This is a genomic window from Wenjunlia tyrosinilytica, assembly GCF_014646055.1.
Lineage (GTDB): Bacteria > Actinomycetota > Actinomycetes > Streptomycetales > Streptomycetaceae > Wenjunlia > Wenjunlia tyrosinilytica.
Window position 1 is genome coordinate 1 of the sequence record NZ_BMMS01000020.1, and the last position, 20,415, is coordinate 20,415.

At 69.7% G+C, this 20,415-nt stretch carries 15 protein-coding genes and 3 pseudogenes; 3 read left to right on the plus strand and 15 right to left on the minus strand.

Going from position 1 to position 20,415, the window contains the following annotated elements; translation table 11 throughout:
* Positions 1 to 292: pseudogene (locus IEY86_RS22140) on the plus strand (transposase); the annotation flags it as partial.
* A gap of 199 nt (positions 293 to 491) precedes the next feature.
* On the opposite strand, the gene IEY86_RS22145 reads toward IEY86_RS22140, so the two are convergent.
* The 14 genes and pseudogenes from IEY86_RS22145 to IEY86_RS22210 all read right to left on the minus strand — a co-directional run bounded on the left by IEY86_RS22145 (position 492) and on the right by IEY86_RS22210 (position 15,357).
* Entirely contained in the window at positions 492 to 1,589 is a 1,098-nt protein-coding gene (locus IEY86_RS22145; RefSeq protein ID WP_189133556.1) for a glutamate--cysteine ligase, read from the minus strand.
* Positions 1,586 to 1,804 (minus strand): DUF5133 domain-containing protein, encoded by a 219-nt coding sequence (locus IEY86_RS22150; RefSeq protein WP_189133557.1) that lies wholly within the window; start codon positions 1,802 to 1,804, stop codon positions 1,586 to 1,588. Before IEY86_RS22150 ends, IEY86_RS22145 begins: the two co-directional genes overlap by 4 nt.
* Before the next feature lie 48 nt (positions 1,805 to 1,852).
* Positions 1,853 to 2,218, minus strand: coding sequence for an SDR family NAD(P)-dependent oxidoreductase (locus tag IEY86_RS22155; protein WP_189133558.1), 366 nt, complete (start codon positions 2,216 to 2,218; stop codon positions 1,853 to 1,855).
* A 111-nt stretch (positions 2,219 to 2,329) separates the two neighbouring features.
* Positions 2,330 to 3,792 (minus strand): annotated as a pseudogene (locus tag IEY86_RS22160) (aminotransferase class I/II-fold pyridoxal phosphate-dependent enzyme).
* Between the two features lie 612 nt (positions 3,793 to 4,404).
* Positions 4,405 to 5,418: an aldo/keto reductase gene (locus tag IEY86_RS22165; RefSeq protein ID WP_189133559.1), complete on the minus strand. Its 1,014-nt coding sequence runs from the start codon at positions 5,416 to 5,418 to the stop codon at positions 4,405 to 4,407.
* A 23-nt stretch (positions 5,419 to 5,441) separates the two neighbouring features.
* Positions 5,442 to 5,729, minus strand: a pseudogene (locus IEY86_RS22170) (FAD-binding protein); the annotation flags it as partial.
* A gap of 95 nt (positions 5,730 to 5,824) precedes the next feature.
* Positions 5,825 to 6,778: an ABC transporter permease gene (locus tag IEY86_RS22175; protein WP_189133560.1), complete on the minus strand. Its 954-nt coding sequence runs from the start codon at positions 6,776 to 6,778 to the stop codon at positions 5,825 to 5,827.
* A gap of 1 nt (position 6,779) precedes the next feature.
* Positions 6,780 to 8,297 (minus strand): sugar ABC transporter ATP-binding protein, encoded by a 1,518-nt coding sequence (locus IEY86_RS22180; protein WP_189133561.1) that lies wholly within the window; start codon positions 8,295 to 8,297, stop codon positions 6,780 to 6,782.
* A complete protein-coding gene (locus tag IEY86_RS22185) occupies positions 8,294 to 9,271 on the minus strand; it encodes an ABC transporter permease (RefSeq protein ID WP_229698660.1) in 978 nt (325 codons plus the stop codon). The genes IEY86_RS22180 and IEY86_RS22185 overlap by 4 nt, the downstream gene beginning before the upstream one ends.
* A gap of 62 nt (positions 9,272 to 9,333) precedes the next feature.
* Positions 9,334 to 10,434 (minus strand): sugar ABC transporter substrate-binding protein, encoded by a 1,101-nt coding sequence (locus tag IEY86_RS22190; protein ID WP_189133562.1) that lies wholly within the window; start codon positions 10,432 to 10,434, stop codon positions 9,334 to 9,336.
* A gap of 25 nt (positions 10,435 to 10,459) precedes the next feature.
* Positions 10,460 to 11,620 carry an acyl-CoA dehydrogenase family protein gene (locus IEY86_RS22195; RefSeq protein ID WP_189133563.1) on the minus strand — a complete coding sequence of 387 codons (1,161 nt, stop codon included), beginning with the start codon at positions 11,618 to 11,620 and terminating at the stop codon, positions 10,460 to 10,462.
* A 48-nt stretch (positions 11,621 to 11,668) separates the two neighbouring features.
* On the minus strand, positions 11,669 to 13,216 hold the full coding sequence (locus tag IEY86_RS22200; protein ID WP_229698661.1) for a CoA-transferase: 1,548 nt from the start codon (positions 13,214 to 13,216) through the stop codon (positions 11,669 to 11,671).
* Positions 13,213 to 13,971, minus strand: a complete 759-nt coding sequence (locus IEY86_RS22205; protein ID WP_189133564.1) for an SDR family NAD(P)-dependent oxidoreductase — start codon at positions 13,969 to 13,971, stop codon at positions 13,213 to 13,215. The genes IEY86_RS22200 and IEY86_RS22205 overlap by 4 nt, the downstream gene beginning before the upstream one ends.
* 378 nt (positions 13,972 to 14,349) lie before the next feature.
* On the minus strand, positions 14,350 to 15,357 hold the full coding sequence (locus tag IEY86_RS22210) for a LacI family DNA-binding transcriptional regulator (RefSeq protein WP_189133565.1): 1,008 nt from the start codon (positions 15,355 to 15,357) through the stop codon (positions 14,350 to 14,352).
* 292 nt (positions 15,358 to 15,649) lie between these two features.
* On the opposite strand from IEY86_RS22210, the gene IEY86_RS22215 reads away from it, so the two are divergent.
* Entirely contained in the window at positions 15,650 to 17,158 is a 1,509-nt protein-coding gene (locus IEY86_RS22215; protein WP_189133566.1) for an aldehyde dehydrogenase family protein, read from the plus strand.
* Positions 17,159 to 17,266: 108 nt separating this feature from the next.
* Positions 17,267 to 18,880, plus strand: a complete 1,614-nt coding sequence (locus IEY86_RS22220) for a GMC family oxidoreductase (RefSeq protein ID WP_189133567.1) — start codon at positions 17,267 to 17,269, stop codon at positions 18,878 to 18,880.
* Between the two features lie 314 nt (positions 18,881 to 19,194).
* Here IEY86_RS22220 and IEY86_RS22225 read toward each other — a convergent pair whose 3' ends face one another.
* On the minus strand, positions 19,195 to 20,025 hold the full coding sequence (locus tag IEY86_RS22225; RefSeq protein ID WP_189133568.1) for an aldo/keto reductase: 831 nt from the start codon (positions 20,023 to 20,025) through the stop codon (positions 19,195 to 19,197).
* Between the last annotated feature and the right edge of the window lie 390 nt (positions 20,026 to 20,415).

Sequence of the window (20,415 nt, forward strand, 5' to 3'; positions counted from 1 at the left end):
CGAGTTCGCCGACGCCTGGGGCAGGACGTATCCGGCGATCGTGAAGCTGCGGGAGAACGCCCGGGAAGAGCTCACGCCGTTCCCGCGGTTCGGCACCGAGATCCGCCGCATCGTCTGCACCACGAATGCGATCGGGTCGGTAAACGCCCGGATCCGCCGGGCGGTCGAGGCTCGCGGGCACTTCCCGCATGAGCAGGCCGCGCTGAAGTGCGTCCACATGGCCATCATGTCGCTCGATCCCACCGGCAAGGGGCAGGCCCGCTGGACCATGCGCTGGAAGACCGCACTGAACNGCACCGCTCGTTTGACAGACCTCTCGGCCGGACCGGCCCTGTCCTCTTTCGGGAGGCCACGGCCTGCACGCAGACTTCGTTCGGGGGCAATGACCGGCCCCCGTTTGTGCCCTCGCCTCTCGCCAGGACCCTCGCCCTGCCGCCGTTGACGACAGTGCCCCTGTCATCTGCCGGCTGGCTGCGCGCCGAGCAGCCCTGTCAAATGGTTCGCAGGGTGCAGCGGGCGACAATGTCGCGCAGGCTGCCGGTCTGTTCCAGGAGCTCGCGCTGGGTGCGGGCGCCGTTGCCCCTCTTGAGGATTTCGGCCAGGGCATCCTGAGCCGGGACGAGGTCGTCGGTGTCCTCCAGAGCATCCCGCACGTGGTCGAACAGGGCTCGTACAACGGTCTCTGCGGAAGCGGGCTCCATGGTGGCGGGGTGGATGAGTTGTCCGTCCAGCCCCTCGCGGCCGGCCTGCCAGGTCGCCAGTCGCAGTAGACCGACGCTGTGGCGGGACGGCGGCTCGTCGTCCCGCCATTGACGGGCGGCTGTCTCGACCAGGGCCCGTACCAGGGTGGCGAGCAATGCGGTGTCGTCCGCGTTCAGGCAGACGTCGGCCACCCTGATCTCCACGGTGGGGTAGGTGCGGGAGAGCCGGGCGTCGAAGTAGATCATGCCCTCGTCGCGCAGGGCGCCGGTGGCGACCATGGCCTGGACCAGTTCGTGGTAGCGGCCCGCGGAGCCGAAGATCTCCACCGGGCCTGCCGAGGGCCAGCGCCCCCACACCCGGCTGCGGTAGCTGGCGTATCCGCTGTCCTGTCCTTGCCAGAAGGGCGAGTTGGCGCTCATGGCGAGCAGAACCGACAGCCACGGCCGGATCCGGTCCAGGACGGCCACGCCTTCTTCGTCGGAGTCCACGGACACATGGACGTGGCAACCACCGGTCAGCTGCTCGTCTGCGGTGAGCCCGTACCGTTCCTGCATCCACTGGTACCGCTCCCCCGTGCTCAGCGTCGGGCTCACGGGAAGGGGCGACGTCGCAAGCGCGGCCACCGCCGCTCCCAGGCTCTCGGCATGGCGTGCCGCCTCGGCACGCCATCGCGCAATCTCGGCGGCCAAATCCTGCATGCGGGTCTGTGGGCGAGTGGCGAATTCCAGTTGCTGACGCTGCAGCTCGGCGTCGAACGCCTCGTCCGTGCCCGAGCGGCCGCGGCGGGCCGAGGCCAACACGGCGGACGACAGTGCGCGCGGCTCGAACGATTCGGCGTCCAGCAGGAGGAGTTCTTCCTCCACCCCCACACTGCGGCTCATGTTCATGCCGCCACGGAGTCGTCCTGCGGGCGGGCCCCAGGCAGCCGCAGGCGCGCGGCGATCACCGCGGCATCGACGTCACTGGTGCCGGTCGCCACGCACAGCGTGTAGGACACGTCCTCCAGCCGCCGCCGCACCTCAGGGTCTTCCGAGTTGAGCAGGCACAGCGTCTCGTAGCGGTCGAGGAGGTCGTCCAGAACAACGGGGTGGGCCATCAGCATGGGCTTCTCCTGGTATCCGCGGCACCGAAGCGGCCGTCTGTACACCGGCTACCCCGGCCCGCCCCCGTCACTCAGGGGAGCGGCGTCCCGATAGGCGGCGCTGTTCACCAGGATGTCCAGCCGCCCGAACTCCGCGACCGCCATGTCGATCACTTCGGCAGCGGTCCTCGTCGCGGATGTCGCAGGCCACCGCCACGGCCTTGCGCCCGGCGTCCACGCCGGACCCACGGTGGCGTGCGCGCCGTCCTTCTCCTCCGGCAGATGCGTGAAGAGGATGTCCGCACCTTCGCGGGCGAAGGCGAGCGCCACGGCCCGGCCGATCCCGAAGCCGCCTCCGGTGATGACCGCGGCCTGCCCCTGAAGGAGGCCGCTGCCCCCGTAGGAGGTCTCGCCGTGGTCCGGGGGCGGGTCCATCGGTCCTGGCCAGCCTGGATGCGGCTGGTCCTGTGCGGGCAGGTCGGGCTGCGGGTGCCGGGTGACCGGGTCGGGAGCCCCGTCGTGGGGATCGTGCGCCGTGGTTGCTCCTCAGTGCTCGATCACGACGCGGACGGACTCGACCCGCGGGTCGACGGCGTCGGGGACGACCATGCCCGCCTTCACGCCCGAGCGCAGGTACTCCAGCACGTCCTGGTTCAGGCGTTCTCCGGGCAGCGCTGCCGGGATGCCCGGCGGGTAGGGAGTGAGCATCTCCGCCGCGATGCGCCCTTCGGCCCGGGCCGCGGATACCTGCTCGGTGGGGCCGAAGAAGGCGTCCCGGGGCAGGAGCTGCTGTTCCAGGGTGAGCCCTTCCGGCGAGGGCACGTCGACGGCCGGGCCGGCGGGCAGCTCCCCGTTGTGCCGGGCGAGGTCGACAAGCGCGGCGACCAGGACGGCGGCCGTGCCCTCGTCGTCCGCGTGGGTGAGCTGGGCGCTGATCCTGCGGTGGTCGCTGACGTGCAGGTTCACCCCGTGCTGCGCGCGCAGCCAGTCGGCCGCGTGGTATCCCGTCGTGCTCAGCGCGGAGATGTCGACGATCACCTGCAAGGGGTCCATGTCGGCGGCCCGGCCGGGACCGCAGAAATCGTCCCGCCCATGCACGTGGAACCCGTCCAGGGCGTTGATCCGCTCCCGTACCGAGGCCGCCAGGGCGAGGGCCCGGTCATAGATCTCGGCGCCGTGCTCCACCATCTGCCGCCGCCAGCCGTCCAGCGCCGCGTAGAGCAGCACCGAAGGGCTCGTGGTGCCGAGCAGATCCTCCCGGGACTTGAGGACCACGGGGTCGACCAGGTCGCCCTGCAGGTGAAAAACGGAAGTCTGCTCCAGCGCCGAGCCCATCTTGTGGACGGAGGTGACGCACACATCGGCGCCGGCGTCCATGGCCCAGGTCGGCAGGCCCGGGTGGAACGGCAGGTGTGCTCCCCATGCCTCGTCGACGATGAGCGGTTCGCCCGCTGATGGCACTCCTGCGCGATGGCGCCCAGGTCGGCGCAGGTCCCGTACGGGGTCGGGGAGGTGATGAGGGCGCCCTTGGCGGCCGGATGGGCGCGGAGCGCCCGGCCGATCGCCGCGGACGGCGGATGGGCGAGGCGGAGATCGGGGTCCCACTGGGGCTGCACCCACACCGGTCGTTGTCCCGACAGGATGAGGCCCGAGATGACGGCCTTGTGGGCGTCGCGGCCGACCACCAGCTCCTCGTGCGGCCCGGCCACCGAAAGCATCGCCGACTTCACCGACAACGAACTCCCGCAGGTGGAGAAGAACGTGTGCTCCGCCCCCACCGCGTCCGCCATGAGCTCCTGGGCCTGCTGAAGGACCCCGTGGGAGGAGGTGCGGTCGTCCAGCCCGCTGGTGGCCAGGATGTCGGAGCGGAAGACGGCCTCACCCAGCGCGGCCAGGACCCGAGGATCGGTACCCCGGCCCTGCTTGTGCCCCGGCGGCGTGAACGGTGTCTGTCCCGTCGCGTGATACGCGGCCAGGGCGTCGAGTACCGGTGCTTGCGCATGGTCCATGACCAGCGGCTGCCCCCGGCACTTCGGCACAAACACCCCCTGGTACGACCTCCGCGTCGTGAGAGCCGTCCGTATCGGCGTCCCCGATGTTTGCTCCAGTGGTCCCGTGAGTCGATCAAGCCGGACAAGGGTTCCTGCCGCTCGGACTGCCGGAGCGGCGGGCCGCGGCAGCCGCCGCGGTCGGGTGCCTCGGACGGGTGCCTCGGACGGGGTAGGCGCATGGTGACTGCTGGGAGGTCGCCGTGTCGGAAGGGCTCGCCGAGGTGTGACCGGATCGGGCGGCAGGTCGCCGCACGCGCCGATGTGCTCTGGGAGGTGGCACTGCGCCTGCACGACACGCCGGAGCTCGCCTTCGAGGAAGCGCAGGCTGCCCGTCTGCTGACCGGACACCTTCGGGCCGGGATCCAACGTGGCGATCACGGACTCCGGCTCCGATCACACGCCCCGGTTCCCCACCGCGGCGGCCGCCCGGCATGTCTCCGGGCCAGTGGCGCCATCTGCGACGAGGGAGTTCCGCCGGGCCAGGAGAAGATCCCGTGCTGACGCCCGTGGACGGCTCCGGTCCGCCCGGTCCCCTGCCGTGAACGCACCGGCCGAGGCGGGCGGCACCTACTACGGGGTTGGGGCGTCGGCCCGCAGCAGTCCGGCGTCCCGCAGGTCGTGCCACAGCGAATCCGGGATGGCGGTCTCGAACAGGGCGGCGCTTCCGCTTTGCTGCTCGGGGGTGCGCGATCCGATGCAGACGCTCGCCACGGCGGGGTGGGCCGCGGCGAACTGCAGTGCGGCGGCGGGCAGCGGCACCTCGTACGCGCGGCACAGGGCATGGATCCGCTCCGTGCGCTCCAGCACCTCCCGGGGAGCGGGCGCGTAGTTGAACTTCGCGCCCTCGGTGGCGCCGGTGGCCAGGACGCCGCTGTTGTAGACCCCACCGAGGATCACACCGACGCCTCGCTTCTCGCACAGGGGCAGCAGTTCGTCCAGCGGGTCCTGCTCCAACAGCGTGTACCTGCCGGCCAGCAGCATGCAGTCGGCATCGGTACGCCGAAGGGCTTGCAAGCACACGTCCGCCTCATTGACGCCGAAGCCGATGGCCGACACCACGCCCTCCTCGCGCAACCGCACCAGAGCGGGGAACCCTTCGTCGACGGCTTGGCGGAACACCTCCGGCTGGGCCTCGCCATGGGTGTAGCGGTCGACGTCGTGCATGAGCAGGACGTCGACGCGATCGGTGAGCATGCGCTGCAGGCTCTCCTCGACCGAGCGCATGACTCCGTCGTAGGAGTAGTCGTAGCGGGCGGCGAAGGGCGGCGGCTGTACCCACAGGCCGGAATCGAAAGTGCCGGGCCCGGCCGGACTGAGCCGTCGGCCGACCTTGGTGGAAATGATGTACTCGTCACGCGCGCGGCCGCGCAGCGCATGGCCGAGGCGGTGCTCGCTGAGACCGTGTCCGTACAGCGGGGCGGTGTCGAAGTGGCGCATGCCGAGATCCCACGCCTGGGACACCATCTCGGTCGCCGCGGCTTCGCTGAACGCGCGCATGAAGTTGCCTATGGGCGCCGCGCCGAAGGACATGGCCGTGGTGCGAACAGCGGTGCGCCCCAGCGGACGGGAGTCATGGACCTGCATGGGGTGAGCCTCCTGTGGGCTGGTCAGACGGTGGGGTTTGCGCGGTCGGCGATCCGGCTCGTGGCCTGGGAGAGCACCGCCTGTAGATCGCCCATGACGCCGAAGTCGGCGAGGCCGAAGATCGGCGCCTCCGGGTCCTTGTTGACCGCGACGATGGTCTTTGGAGGTCTGCATGTCGGCGATGTGCTGGATGGCACCGGAGATCCGGATGCCACGTACGACCGGGGAGACCGTCCGCCGGTCTGGCCGACCCTCAAGGCATGCGGACACCAGCCCGCGTCGGTCGCGTCGAACGTCCGCTCCACAGCTGCGGGCACGTACTTCACACAGACGACGATGTTCACTGTCGATCCGCTCCATGGTTCATGCGAAGACACGCAAATACGGCCATGCCCTCGCGGGTCTTTCACGCGACCGAGGTGCCTCGTCGCCGGTCCGCCGTCGCCGCGATCGCCAGGATCACGATGCCGCCGTACAGGATGGGCTGGAATGCCGCGTCGATGCCGACGAGGTCCAGGCCGACCCGCAGCAGGGCGATGACCAGCGCACCGCACAGGGTGCGTCCCACCCCGCCCACTCCCCCGGAGATGGCCGTTCCACCCACAATAACCGCCGCGATGGCGGGGAGGAGCAGCGCGTCGGAGGTGGTTGCCCCGGCGGACTGCAACTGGGCGACCTGCAGGACCGCCGCGAGGCCCGCGAGGGCTCCGGAAGTGGCGAACATCGCGATGACGATCCAGCCGGTGCGGATCCCGCTGCAGGCCGCGGCCCGTTCGTTGAGCCCGATGGCGCGGATGCGCCGCCCGAGCGGAAACGCCCCCATACAGGCGGTCAGTGCGAGGGCGACGAGCAGCACCGCCGCGTAGGACAGGGGGACGCCGAAGATCCTGTAGAAGATCCACTCGATGCTGCCGTAGCCCCGGACGACGAGGATCGAGTCGGCCCGCGAGACGGACAGCGACATCCCCGCGAAGATCCCCAGGAACCCGAGGGTGATGATGAAGGAGGGCACTTGGGTCGTGATGTGGATGACGCCGACCAGGAGCCCGCACAGGGTCGCGCCCACCACGACGACCAAGATCCAGGCGGGCCCCCAGGTGCCCAGGCCATGGGCGAGGGTGACACCGGCCAGGCTCGCCAGTGCGGCATTCGCCAGATCGATGCGACCGGTGAGGACCACCATCGCCTGGCCGAGGGCGAGCAGGGTCAGGGGCGCGGCCTGTTCCAGCAGGGACGCCAGGCTCGGGGGCTGGAGGAACGAGGGGTCGTAGGCGCCGACGGCCACGACCAGGGCCACGAGCACGAACAGGGGCGCGGCGCCGGCCTCGTGGAGGCGCCTGAGCCGTGGGGTGGCGGCCACGTCAGACCATCCTTTCCAGCACGTCGGCGCGCTGGGGGCGAGCGTCGACGTCGGAGCTGAACTCGGCCGTGAGACGGCCGTCCTTCATGGTCAGGACACGGTGGCTCATCGCGATGCCCTCGTCGAGGGTGTCGGCGAGCAGCAGAACGGCCAGGCCCTGGGCCGCGAGCCGCCGTATCAGGGCGTAGACATCCGCCTTGGCGCCGACGTCGAGCCCGCGGGTGGGAGTGTCCAGGAGCAGTACCCTCAGGTCGGGGTCCAAGAGCCACTTGGCGAGCACGACCTTCTGCTGGTTGCCTCCGGACAGGCTGCGCAGTGGGGTGTAGGGGGACGGGGTGCGCACGCGCAGCTCGTCGATCCACCGCTGGACCGTGCGGCGTTCGCGGCCGGGGTCCGTGAACGGTCCCCTGCCCACCCGGCGGGGGTGGGCGAGCGTGAGGTTCTCGCAGACGTCCATGGCGATCACGGATCCGTCGACCTTGCGCTCGGACGGCACGTATCCGATGCCCGCTCGTACCGCGTGCGCGGGAGACCGCGGTACGAAGCGCCGCCCGTCGAGTGTGATGCTGCCCGACTTCGTCGGGACGGCACCGAAGACGGCCCGGGCCACGTCCTCGCGGCCGCTGTCCTGGACCCCCATCAGGCTCACCACCTCGCCCCGCGCGATGGTGAAGGACACGTCGTGGAAGTTCTCGCCCGTGAGGTTGCGCAGTTCCAGCCGCGGCTGCGGCCGTGCGGGCCGCTGGTGCGACTCATCGTAGTAGCCGGCGCTGAGGTCCTGACCGACCATCATCGAGAAGAGCTGGTCGGTGGTGACCTCCGAGGGCCGGCATTCACCGACCACACCCCCGTCCCGCATGACGTAGACGCGGTCGCATATCTCCAGCACCTCCTCCATGCGGTGGGACACGAAGACGACGCTGGCGCGCGTGCGCAGCTCACGGATGACGCAGAAGAGCGTTTCTATCTCGGAATGCTCCAGGACCGAGGTTGGCTCGTCGAGCAGGACGACCGGTTCGTTGTGGCCGCGTGACCCGGACGCGAGCGCCTTGGCGACCTCGACCATCTGCCGTTTGGCGAAGGACAGACGGCTGGTGGGCGTGGCGGCCCGCAGGGAGCCGCTCACCAGGTCCAGATACTTCTGGGCCCGCCGGTTCATGTCCCGCCACCGGTAGAGTCCGAAGCGCAACGACGGGTGCTCGTTACCGAGCAGGACGTTCTCTGCGACGGTGATGTTCTCCAGCAGGGACTGCTCCTGGAACACCATCGCGACACCGCCCCGGTTCGCGTCGGCGACTCCCTGGAAGGCGACCTCGGAGCCCCGCAGCAGCAAGGAGCCCGAGTCGAGGCGCTGCAGACCGCAGAGGATCTTCAGCAGAGTGGACTTGCCGGCGCCGTTCTCGCCGATCAGCCCCAACACCTCGTGTGGCCGGATCTCGATGCTGACGTCGTTCAGAGCGCGCACACCGGGGAAAGACTTAGTCGCTTGGCGTACCTCCATGACCGGCGCGTCATTCATTTGATCACCCTCATGCGTTCCCGGGCGCGCCACAGGGTGATGCTCGCCGCAGCCACGACGATGACTCCCTGGACTGCTTGTTGGACGTAGGAGCTGATGCCGGCCAGGACCATGGCGTTGCCGATGGCCACCATCACGATCACGCCGACCAGTGAATGCAGTACGCCGCCGCGCCCGCCGGTCAGAAAGGTCCCGCCGATGACCACGCCGGCGATGGTGGTGAACAGCAGGCCGGTTGCGATGCCGACGTTGCCGACCCCGGACCTGGCGGTGGCCATCACCGCGGCCAGCCCCGCGGTGGCACCGGCCAGGACGAAGGACGCCGCGCGGTAGCGGCGTACGGGTACGCCGGACAGCAACGCGGTCTCCTCGCTGCCGCCGATGACGTAGGCGTAGCGGCCGAACCGCGTGTAGTGCTGCAGCACCAGGCCGAGAGCCACCACCAGCAGGGCGATCCAGACGATACCCGGAAGCCCTGCCGCCTTGCTGTCCGCAAGGCCGCGGAACGACTCGTCCGTCACCCGGGGCGGTGTCTCGCCGAACAGGAGTTGCGCGATTCCCAGGCCGATCTGCCACGTGCCGATGGTGACGATGAAGGACGGGACGCGCAGCAGCGCCACGGTGGTGCCGGCGACGAGCCCGAGCACGGCTCCGACGGCGCATCCGACCGCGATGGCCCATAGGCCGAGGTTCATGCCGCTGTGGTCGTTGGCCACCAGGAGGGCGGTGCTCATCGAGGCCGCCGCCATGATCCCTTCGAGCGAGAGGTCGATGCCTCCCATGAGGATGACGAAGGTCAGGCCGACCGCCAGTACGGCGGGCACCGCGCTCTGCTCGGCCACCGCGCCAGCGTTGCCCGGCGAGAGGAACGCCGGGTTGACGAAGAGCATGACGAGGCAGATGAGCGCCAGCACGCTGAGCGCGGGCGTAGGGACGGTGTGCGAACCGAGTACGGACCGGACCGGTCTCGACACGGCGTGCCCGGTGCGGCCGGGAGTCCGACGGTCGTGTGCCCTGGCTGGTTCGAGTCTCACGTTCACTTGATGGGCCTGCCGTTCTGCGACCACAGGTCCTTGAAGTCGAGCTTCGTGGCGTCGGTGGGTGAGGGGACCGCGGACGCGTTGGCGCGGGTGATGATCGGCATCGGCTTGAGGTAGAAGGACCGGTGGTCCTGCGGCTCCTTGTCGGGATTGATGTGGCCGGTGGCGGCGGCGTACGCGATCGCCATTCCGAGGCCGCCCTGGGCGGCTCCGGTGGATGGAGTGGTCGCGACGTAGCCGCTGGACGGGTCCTGGATCTGATCAATTGCTTCGGCCAGCCCGTCGATCGAAGCGATCTTGACCTGCCCCTTCCGGCCCGCGTTCTTGACGGCTTCCAGCGCGCCGAGCCCCATGGAGTCATTGGCCGCCCAGATGCCCGTGATCTTGCGGCCGTACTTCGTCAGATAGGTCTGGGTGACGTTCTGGCCCTTGGTGCGGTCCCATCCGGCGGTCTGGTCGGCGAGCAGGGTGATGCCGGGGTATTCCTTCAGGGCCTTCTTCAGCCCCTGGAAGCGCTCCTGAGCGGGTGCGTTGTCCAGGATTCCCTGCAGAGCCACGATGGCTCCCTTGCCTCCCATCGCCTTGAACAGCGCCTTCGCGGTCGCGTAGCCCTGTGGGACACCGTCCACCGACATGTGGGCGGCCCAGTGGGCGGATTCGTGCTCCGGGGCCATGCCGTTGGGACGGTTCCACTGGGTGACCAGCCATGCGCCGGACTTGTCGACCGCCTTCACGATCGCCGGCAGCACCGACGACTCGTTGGGGTCGACGTTCAGCACGACGCACTTGCCACCCTTGGCCAGGATCGACTGGATCTGGCTCAGCTGCTTGGAGGAGTCGCCGCCGCTGGCGATCCACTGGTACTTGCCCTGCACGCCGAGGGACTTCGCGAAGGCACGGGCGCCGGCGTTCACGGCAACGTAGTATTCGTTCTCCAGCCCGCGTCCGGACTGGACGAGAGTAACGGCCGACGGCTTGCAATGGCCCGAGTCACTTGCGGCCGTCCCCTTGTCGACCGCACCGCAGGCGGTGAGCGAGGCGGCGAGCGTGGCGACGGTGACGGACACGCCGGTGACCGCGAGTCGGGTGTGGTACATGGTGTCTCCTCCTGGTGATGACCCGCTATGCGCGGCGGCGCACGAGGTCGCGGCTGATGATGAGGCGTTGTATCTCGCTGGTGCCTTCGTAGATCGTGGTGATGCGCGCGTCGCGGTAGAGCCGCTCGGCCGGTACACCGCGGATGTATCCGGCGCCGCCGAGGATCTGCACGGCTCGGGAGGTGGTGCGGATACTCGCCTCGGAGGCGAACAGCTTGGCCATCGAGCAAGCGGGGCCCGCAGGGCGCCCGGTGTCGAGCAGGCGGGCCGCGTCCTCGAGGAGCAGCCTCGCGGCACGGTGGTCCACCGCCATGTCGGCGAGCTGGAACGCGACGGTCTGGAAGGCGGACAGCGGCTCACCGAACTGGCGGCGGCTCACCGCGTGTTCGGTCGCGGTGTCCAGCGCCGCCCGGGAGATGCCGTTGGCCAGCGCTCCGATCCCCAGCCGGCCCTTCTCCAGTACAGAGAGTACGGCGCCGAAGCCGGTGCCCTCCTCTCCCAGCAGCGCGGTGGAGGGGAGCCGGGCGTCGGTGAAGACGAAGCCACCGACGGGCGACGCCTTCTGCCCCATCTTCTTCTCACGGTAGGCGCGTGCGACGCCGGGGGTGTCCACGTCGACAAGGAACATCGACATGCCGCCGCGTTTGCGCTTGTCGGGGTCGGTGACCGCCAGGACCAACGCCACGTCGGCCACCGGCGCGTTGTGTATGTAGACCTTCTCGCCGTTGAGGATCCAGTCGGCCCCGTCGCGACGGGCGCGCGTGGCCAGGGCGCCGAGATCCGACCCGGCGCCGGGCTCGGTCAGCGCATAGCTGCAGCGCGTCCGGCCGCTGATGAGGCCCGGCAGATAGCGGTCCTTCTGCTCGGGGGTGCCGAAGCCGACCAGCAGCGAGCTCACCAGTTCCACCAGACCGCACTGGTCGGCGACGCTGGCGTAACCGTAGGACAGTTCCTCCATCACCGCGACGTAGTCGCCCACGAGGCCACCGGCCCCGCCATCGGCCTCAGCGACGGTGACGCCCATCAGCCCCAGCGCGCCCATCCGGGCGTAGATCTCCTCAGGGAAGCGCTCGGTGGCGTCGAGCTCCTCGACGATCGGAGTGATCTCCTTCGCCACGAAGTCCCGGACCATGGAGACGAGGGCTTCGCGCTCCGGCGCGGTGCCGGAGGTCTGGCTCGGTGACATGGGTGGCTCCTCCAGAAGGTACGGCGGCGGACGCTGCCGCTCGGCGGCTCAGGGGGTGAAGACCCCTGCGGGCATCGGGCGCAGCGCGGGATCGATCGCGGGCGTGAAGTCCATGCGGTCCACAACATCGCGGCGGACGTCGACGCCCGGTGCGACTTCGACCAGTACGGGGCCTTCGTCCCGCAGCTCGAACACGGCACGCTCGGTCACATAGAGCGCCCGCTGTCCTCTCCGACGCGCGGTGGCGGCGTCGAAGGTGACGTGCGAGACCTCGTGGACGAACTTGCGCACCTGGCCCTCGGTGGTGATCCGCAGTTCCCCCGGGCGTACCTCCGCCCGCAGGCCCTGGGCCGTGAAGGTGCCGCAGAACACCACGGTGTCCGCGGCGTGCGCGATGTCGATGAAGCCTCCCGGCCCAACCACCGATGGCCCCACCTTGCTGACGTTGACGTTCCCGTGCCGGTCGGTCTCAGCCATGCCGAGCACCGCCACGTCGAGCATCCCGGTCGCGAAGAAGTCGAACTGCGCGAGCGAGGAGACCAGCGCCGCCGGATACCGGCTGAGGCCGAACAGCACGCCGGTCTCGGGCACACCGCCGACGGCACCCTGCTCGATGGCCAGTTGCACATCGTGCAGCCGGCCCTCTTCGGCAAGGATGTCGACGACTCCGGCGCTCATGCCGAAGCCGACGTTGAGCACGCATCCGCGCGGCACCTCCCGCGCCGCCCGGCGGGCCACCACATCGCGCGGCCCGGACACGCAGCGGCGGGGCGCCGGCGGGGCCTGGTCGGGCGGGGCGGACCGGCAGTACGCGGCGTCGAACTCGCCGGCGTACGTCTGCCACTGGCCGGGGCTGACCACACCGATGTCGACCAGGGGTCCTGGAACGCTGACCGTCCGGGGATCCTGGGCACCGACCGTGACCAGGCGCTTGACCTGGGCGATGACCCGGCCCCCGCCGCCTCGGGCGGCGGCGGCGACCGCCTGGCTGTCCAGGGACGCGGCCTCGTCGGCGCAGCTGACATTGCCCAGCTCGTCCATGGAGCTGCCCCGCACCAGCCCGATGTCGACACGCAGGGGGCGGTAGTGCAGGTATTCCGTTCCGTCGATGTCCACCAGGGTGACGAGATCGCCGGGAGAGACATCGTTCAGGCGCCCGCCTTGCCGTCGGGGGTCGACGAAGGTGCCCAGCCCCACCTGGGAGAACACCCCTGGTCTACGGGCTCCGCTCTCGCGCAACAGCGCGGCGATGATCCCGGCGGGCAGCGCGTAAGCCTCGATGGCACCCATGGCCGCCAGGGTCTGCATGGCCGGGGACCACGACCAGTGGCCGCCGATGACCCGGCGGACGAGGCCCTCGTGGGCGAGCCGGTTCAGGCCCGTCTTCTTCCCGTCCCCGATGCCCAGACCGTGAACGACGGTCAGGCCGCGGGGGTGTCCGGTCGTGAGGAAGCACCGCTCGATCCCGGCGAGCACCTCATCGGCTTCCAGGATGCCGCCACCCGATCCGGTCATGGCGAGCGTGGCGCCATCGGGGATGGTGGCCGCCGCCTCGGCGGCGCTCATCATGGCGGGGCCCGCGTGCGCAACGGTCATGCGACGCTCATCCCTCCGTCGACGGTGACGACCGATCCGGTCGCGAACGACGAGGTGTCCCCGGCCAGGAAGGCGATGGCCGCCGCGATCTCGCTCGGCTCGGCCAGCCGGTTGAGCAGTTGGCGCCCTTCCAGGTAGCTGCGGTAGGCCACTGGGTCGGCGATGTCCGCCGCGATCTTCGCGAAATACGGGGAGTCAGTGGTGCCGGGCGCGACCGCGTTGACGCGCACGCCGGCCCCTGCGTGGTCCACCGCCATCGCCCGGGTGAGGCCGAGGACCGCGGATTTGGTGGCACAGTACGCCGCCCGCCGTGCCATGCCGATCTGGCCGGCCACCGAGGCGACGTTGACCACCGATCCCGAGCCCTGGGCGACCATCCGTGGCAGGACCGCCCGGCAGCCGAGGAAGACACCGGTGACATTGGTGGCGAACAGGGCCTCCCAGGCGTGCAGATCGGTCTCCAGGACCGTCCCTTGGATGCCGTAGCCCGCGTTGTTGACCAGGACGTCGACGCCACCGAGCCGGTCGATCTCGTCGATCACCTGTTCCCAGGCGGCCGGGTCGGCCACGTCGCCGGCCACGACGGTGACGGGCCACCCGTGCGATCCGGCCTCCTGGGTCAGCGCGCCGCATTCGCTTCTGTTCTTCGCCAGCACCACCTGCCGGGCGCCCTCGCCCGCGAACAGGCGCACCGTCGCCAGGCCGATGCCGGAGGTACCACCGGTGACTACGCACACCTTGTCATTCAGCGTCATTGTCGCCTCCCAGGAAACGCTTTCTAACAGTGCTCCTGGGTGCCGGTCAACGGGTTTGGCACGGCGAGATAGCGTTTTCTCGCGATGAGGCTCGGGATCGACTGCCCGCCGTCCCGGCATGCCGGGCCCGGCGCGAACCGACGGGGAAGGAGCGCTCGGCCCAGATGGTCTCGCCGTTGCGCGTGGAGCACGCCCCAGCGCCGGTGAGCCGCGCCACGGGCAGCGGCCCGCGGCCGCCCTCATCGAACGTAGGGGCACGGCGCAGGCGCGGGGCGGATGTGGTGGCGGCGGCGTCGGGCACCTGACCGATCAGGCTCCGCCCGGTGGCCGTGGCGGCGACCCGACGCCCCGCCCCACGGATCCCGCGCCGACTGCCTCTCAGACGCGCGAACGCGACGTCCTGGCCGGGCCGGTGGAGGCACGGTGGACAAACGCGGCTCGCAGCAACGGCGGCTGCTCGATCCGCTCGCCGCGCAGGCTGGCTTCGAACATCGCCCACGCCAGTTCGCCCAGGGCCGCCTTGGGGCTGACGATCGTGGTCAGGGGAGGGTCGGCGAAACGCGCCAGTGAGACATCGTCGAAGCCGGTCACCGAGATGTCCGCGGGTGTCCTCAGACCGAGCTCGCGCAACCGGGCGATGGCCCCCAGGGCCGCCAGGTCGTTGAAGGCGATCAGCGCGGTGGGGTCATGGCTGAGTGCTTCGTCGGTCGCCTCGAAGCCGGCCTCTATGGTTCCGTCCGCGGCGACCATGACCGGGTCGAGTCCGAGTATGCGCGCCTGTTGCACCGCCCTCCACCGCTCGCGGTTCTGCCACGCGCTCGGCGAGCCGGCGAGATAGACCACACGGCGGTGGCCCAGGGACGCCAGATGCTGACACAGTTCGAGCATGGCGGAGAAGTTGTCGACCGCGACCATGGGCAGATCCACCCCGAGCTCTACGCGGTTGACCAGCACGGTGGGGACTTTGCGGGCCGCCAGGTCGCGCAGACCGTCGATGTCCATCCTGGCCGACAGCAGCAGAAGCCCATCGACCCGGGAGAGCACGTCGAGGCTCACGCCCAGTTCCTCCCCGGGCTCCCGCCATTCCGTGACGAGCATGCGGTACTGCTCGCGTGACGCTCCTACGTAGGTGGCCTTGATGATGTCGTTGAAGTAGGGATTGGACAGATCCGGCAGGACGACACCCACACTCCGGTGCATTCCCGAGGCGAGCCCCTGGGCGGCCCCGTTGGGCCGGTACTCGAGCTCCTGCATGGCCCATCGCACCCGCTCGGCCATGTCGGAGTTGACCGTATGCGACCCACTCATGACCCGTGACACCGTGGCAACCGATACGCCGGCGGCGTCTGCTACGTCCCTGATCGTGACGCGACGCCGCTCCTTCACCTACGCCTCCACATCACTCCCCGCCAGGGAGTCCCACCTTGCCCCACGCCGACCGATCGGCACGTCCTGGCGATCCTGGCACATCTCATCGTGCGGACCCACTTCCGAGTTCATGGGCGTTCCCGCCCCCCCATGAAGCGCTGCCCCGCACCGGTTCCGGAACCCCGTCGACACTAGCGAGAAAACGCTTCCTGGACCCTGCACACACTTTCTTCTTGTTAGCAGCTTATGCCGCTGTTAGCGTATCGCTCATCTGACGAGACACTGTGGTAACCGCTCTCTTGGAGGCTCCATGGTAGCCCCGACTACCGAGCGCGCCGTCCGTACGTACGGCGTCTTCATCGACGGCGAGGAGACTCAGCCGACGGCGGAGCTCATGGCCCGCGAGAACCCCGGCACCCAGAAAGTGGTCGCCCGGTTCACCCGGGGCGATGCCAGCGAGGCTCAGGCAGCCGTCACCTCGGCCCGCCGCGCGTTCGACAAGGGTGACTGGCCGAGCCGCTCGGGGGCGGAGCGCGCCGCGGTGCTCCGTGCCCTGGCCTCCCTCATGCGCCGCGACCAGGAGCCACTGGCCGGCATCGACGCCGAGGAATCGGGCAAGCCCATCCGGCTCGCCCGCGGTGACGTCGCCGCCGGTATCGCGCTCACCGAGTACGCGGCCGCTCTGGCGATGACCAGCCACGGTGAAGTACACACCCATCTCGGGCCGGACTTCACCGGGCTCGTCACCCGTGAACCGTGCGGAGTCGTCGCCATGATCACCCCGTGGAACTTTCCGCTGTTGCTGCTCATGCAGAAGCTCCCGTTCGCCCTGGCGGCCGGCTGCACCGCCGTATGCAAGCCGTCGGAGCTGACCTCGGGCAGTACGCTGGAGATCGCGAAGCTGGCGACCGAGGCGGGCCTGCCGGACGGCGTCTTCAACGTCGTCACCGGGCCCGGGGCGACGGTGGGAAACCATCTGGCGCGGTCGAGTGACGTGGATCTGCTGTCGTTCACCGGCAGCACCGCGGTGGGACGTTCGGTCGTCGAGGCGTCCTCCGGCAACGTCAAGCGACTCTCCCTGGAGCTTGGCGGCAAGGCGGCCAGCATCGTGTTTCCTGACGCCGATCTCGAGGACGCGGTCGACGGCGTGCTCTTCGCGGTGCTGTTCAATCAGGGCGAGTGCTGTGTCTCCGGAGCGCGCCTCCTGGTCCACCAGGACGTCGCCGACCGCTTCGTCGCAGCCCTGGTGGACCGTGTCAGCAGGCTGCGCGTGGGGGCGCCGCTCGACGAGGACGCCGATATCGGCGCCATGATCCACTCCGCTCACCTGGACAAGGTCCTCGAGTACATAGGCGGCGCGGAAGCCGAGGGTGCTCGAGTGGTGGCCGGAGGCACACGGCTCACCAGCGGCGCCTTCGCCGCGGGCCACTTCATGGCCCCCACGATCATCGACCAGGTGTCGCCCACGTCGCGCCTGTTCAACGAGGAAGTCTTCGGACCGGTCCTGGCCATCAGCCGATTCCGCACCGAAGAGGAGGCGGTCGAACTCGCAAACTCCGTCGAGTACGGGCTCGCGAACTCCGTATGGAGCAAGAACATCGATACCGCCCTGTCCTTGGGCAGGCGGTTGCGCAGCGGCACGGTCTGGGTGAACACCACCATCGACGGCGCGCCCCAGCTCCCCTGCGGTGGCGTCAAGAACAGCGGCTACGGCCGTGAGATGGGACAGGCCGGTTTCGAGGAGTTCACCGAGCTGAAGACCATCCAGATCCGCTCGGGCAAGCGCACGCCGTTCTTCCGCGACGGGTGCGCGCACTAGGACGAGCGGGCCGCGGCTCGCCGAAATCAGGACCGAGACATCCGGCCGCCCACTCGTGCCGCTCCGCATGAGCGTCTTCGGGCGGCCGGGGAACCCCAGGAGTGCTTTGTGGCTCAGCAGGACGACTCGTTCGACTATGTGATCGCGGGCGGAGGTACGGCCGGATGTGTCCTGGCCAACCGCCTCAGCGCGGATGTCTCCGTGAGGGTGCTGCTCCTTGAAGCGGGGCGTTCCGACCGGCACCCGCTCATCCACGTACCGGCCGGATTCGCCAGACTCACGGCGGGCCCGTACCAGTGGGGCTTCGTCAGCCAGCCCCAGAAACACTGCGAAGGACGGGAGATACCCCTGGCCCAGGGCAAGGTCATCGGCGGTGGCGGCTCGATCAACGCGCAGGTGTTCACCCGCGGCGTCGCCCAGGACTACGACGAGTGGGCGAGTGTCCACGGCTGCGAGGGATGGTCCGCCAAGGAGGTACGGAAGTACTTCGTTCGGTCGGAGCGCAACGAGCGGCTGTCGGGGCCGCTGCATGGCGCCGAAGGCCCTCTCTCGGTGTCCGACGTGGTCAATCCGCACCCCCTGTCCAAGGCCTTCGTGCGGGCGGGTCAGGAGTTCGGGTTGCCTTACAACAGCGACTTCAACGGCAACGAGCAGTACGGCGTCGGGTTCTACCAGACGACCACCCGCGACGCGCGGCGTTGCAGTGCCGCCGTCGGCTATCTCCGCCCCGCCCGCCATCGCAGGAACCTTGTGGTCAGGACGGGCGCCATGGTCAGGCGTGTGGTCACCGACCACGGCCGTGCCACCGGAATCGAAACCCTCGAGGGCGGTACCACCCGGCGGTACACCGCGCGCCGCGAGGTGATCGTAGCCGCGGGCGCCTTCGGCTCCCCGAAGGTTCTGCAGCTGTCAGGCATCGGTGACCCCGCGGATCTGAGGCAGGCGGGGATCGAGGTCGTGCACGCGTTGCCCGGCGTCGGCAAGAACCTCCAGGACCACTGCGACCTCGACATCATCTACGAACTGACCTCGTATCAGAGCATGGACCGCTACGCACGGCCACTGCCCGCCACCGCTGTGGCCGCCGTGCAGTACGCCGCCTTCCGCCGGGGGCCGCTGGCATCGACCGTCGTGGAGGCGGGTGGCTTCGCTTACGGCGGCGAGGAGGAGCCGACACCTGACCTGCAGTTCCACTTCCTGCCGGCTGCCGGGGTCGAGGCGGGGATCGCCGCGGTGCGGCCCGGCTTCGGCTGCACCCTGAACTCCTACTTCCTCAGGCCACGCAGCCGTGGCACTGTGCGGGTGGCCGGCCCCGACCCGCGTCAGGCGCCGCTCATCGACCCCAACTACCTGGCCGATGACTACGACCTCGAAATGGCGATCGAGGGGGTTCGGCAGAGCCGCCAGATCATGGAACAGCCGTCCATGGCGTCCTCCATCAAGGCGGAACACCTCGCGGGAGGCCGTCCGGTGCGTACGAAGGACGACTACGTCGCCTTCGTACGCCGGCACGGCAGGACCTCGTACCATCCGGTCGGCACCTGTGCCATGGGCGTCTCGGACCAGTCGGTGGTCTCGCCCCGCCTGAAGGTGCACGGTTTGGAGGGGCTGCGCGTGGTGGACTCCTCGGTCATGCCTCGCATCGTCAGCTCCAACACCCAGGCCCCGACCGTTATGATCGCGGAGCATGCCTCGGACATGATCGTCGAAGACGCCCGCTGACCTGGCGCCACCGGCGGAGCCGGGCTCCTGAGGCGGGGCACCGCCGATGAGGTGCGCGACGGCGCGCGGGCGCACACGATCACCGCGCGGAGCGAGGACCGTTCCACGACAGGGACGGCGGCGCAGGCGATATGGGGCTGCCAGGACGCCGTGCGCGCGAGCGTAGCCCCCGGTCCCTTCGACGAAGTGGCGGCGCCCTTCTCGGCACACGGGTCGGCTGATCGCAGCCTTGGGGTCCCCCGCGGACCTGCCGCGGGCCCCGTCAGCGCCGCCGGAGCAAACCGCGATCCGGCGGCGTCTTGCGCTACGTAGCGTCAGAACTCCTCGTAGGTCTCCGGGTCACCGCCGATCCGCCCGCGCTCCAGGCTGGTGAGTGCGGCGACCTCCTCCTCGGCCAGGGCGAAGCCGAAGATGTCGAGATTGGCGCGCCGGCGCGCGGGCGTAGCCGACTTGACGATCGGAATCGCTGCCAGTTGAAGATGCCAGCGCAGGATCACCTGGGCCGGCGTCACACCGTGGGTGCGGGCGAGCTCAACCACGAGGGGGTCGGCGGTCAGACCGCTCCCCCGGCCCAGCGGGCTCCAGCCCAAAGTCGCGATATCGCGCGCGGCATCGGCTTCCCGCTGCTCTCGCTGCGGAAAGTTCGGGTGCAGTTCGATCTGGTTCACGGACGGCAGCACGCCGGTCTCCTCACGCAGCCGGTCCAGGTGCCGTGCCGTGAAGTTGCTGACCCCGATCGATCGGATGCGGCCCTGCGCACGGAGCTCGATCATGGCGCGCCATGAGTCGACGTACACGTCGAGACGGGGCAAGGGCCAATGGATCAGATAGACGTCGACGTAATCGACGCCGAGTCGCGCGGTGGACTCTGCGAAGGCCGCCAGAGTCCGCTCGAAGCCCTGGTCCCGGCCGCGCACCTTCGTCATCAAGGTCACGTCCGCGCGCGGTACGCCGCTAGCCGCGAGGGCCCGCCCGACCGCTTCCTCGTTGCCGTAACTCGCCGCGGTGTCGATCAGGCGATACCCCGATCCGAGGGCGCCGCGTACCGCCGACTCCGCTTCGGAACCGGACAGCGGATACGTGCCGAACCCGATGGTCGGAATCGACACGCCGTCCGACAGGACGCGTGAGGGGGCGATGTTCATGAGCACTCCTGCTTCGTGGATCCGGAGGGAGGCGATCTCGCCGTACGAGCACGGCGGGCCACGCCTACGGGTCTGGGTCATGCCCGACATGACACCGAGCGAGCCGAGTCCCACCATCGAGGTGGCGCCCCTCGGCGACACCGCCCGTCCCGCACGGCGCACTCACCCTCGCCCTGCGGCGGGCTCGCGGCCGATGCGCGCAGACGGCTCGTTAAAGGCAGAATCCCTGATCAAAAGAGGCACGGAGCCCCTCCCCACAGGATGGAGGGCAACGGTCCCGCCCGCGCCGCCACACGGTCGCGGGACCGGTTCCTGCCTGGTACCGGGCGCTCTCCTGCGGGCCCAGGCGGCCTTGGACACCGGCACACAGGACGGCGCGCTCCCTCCGTC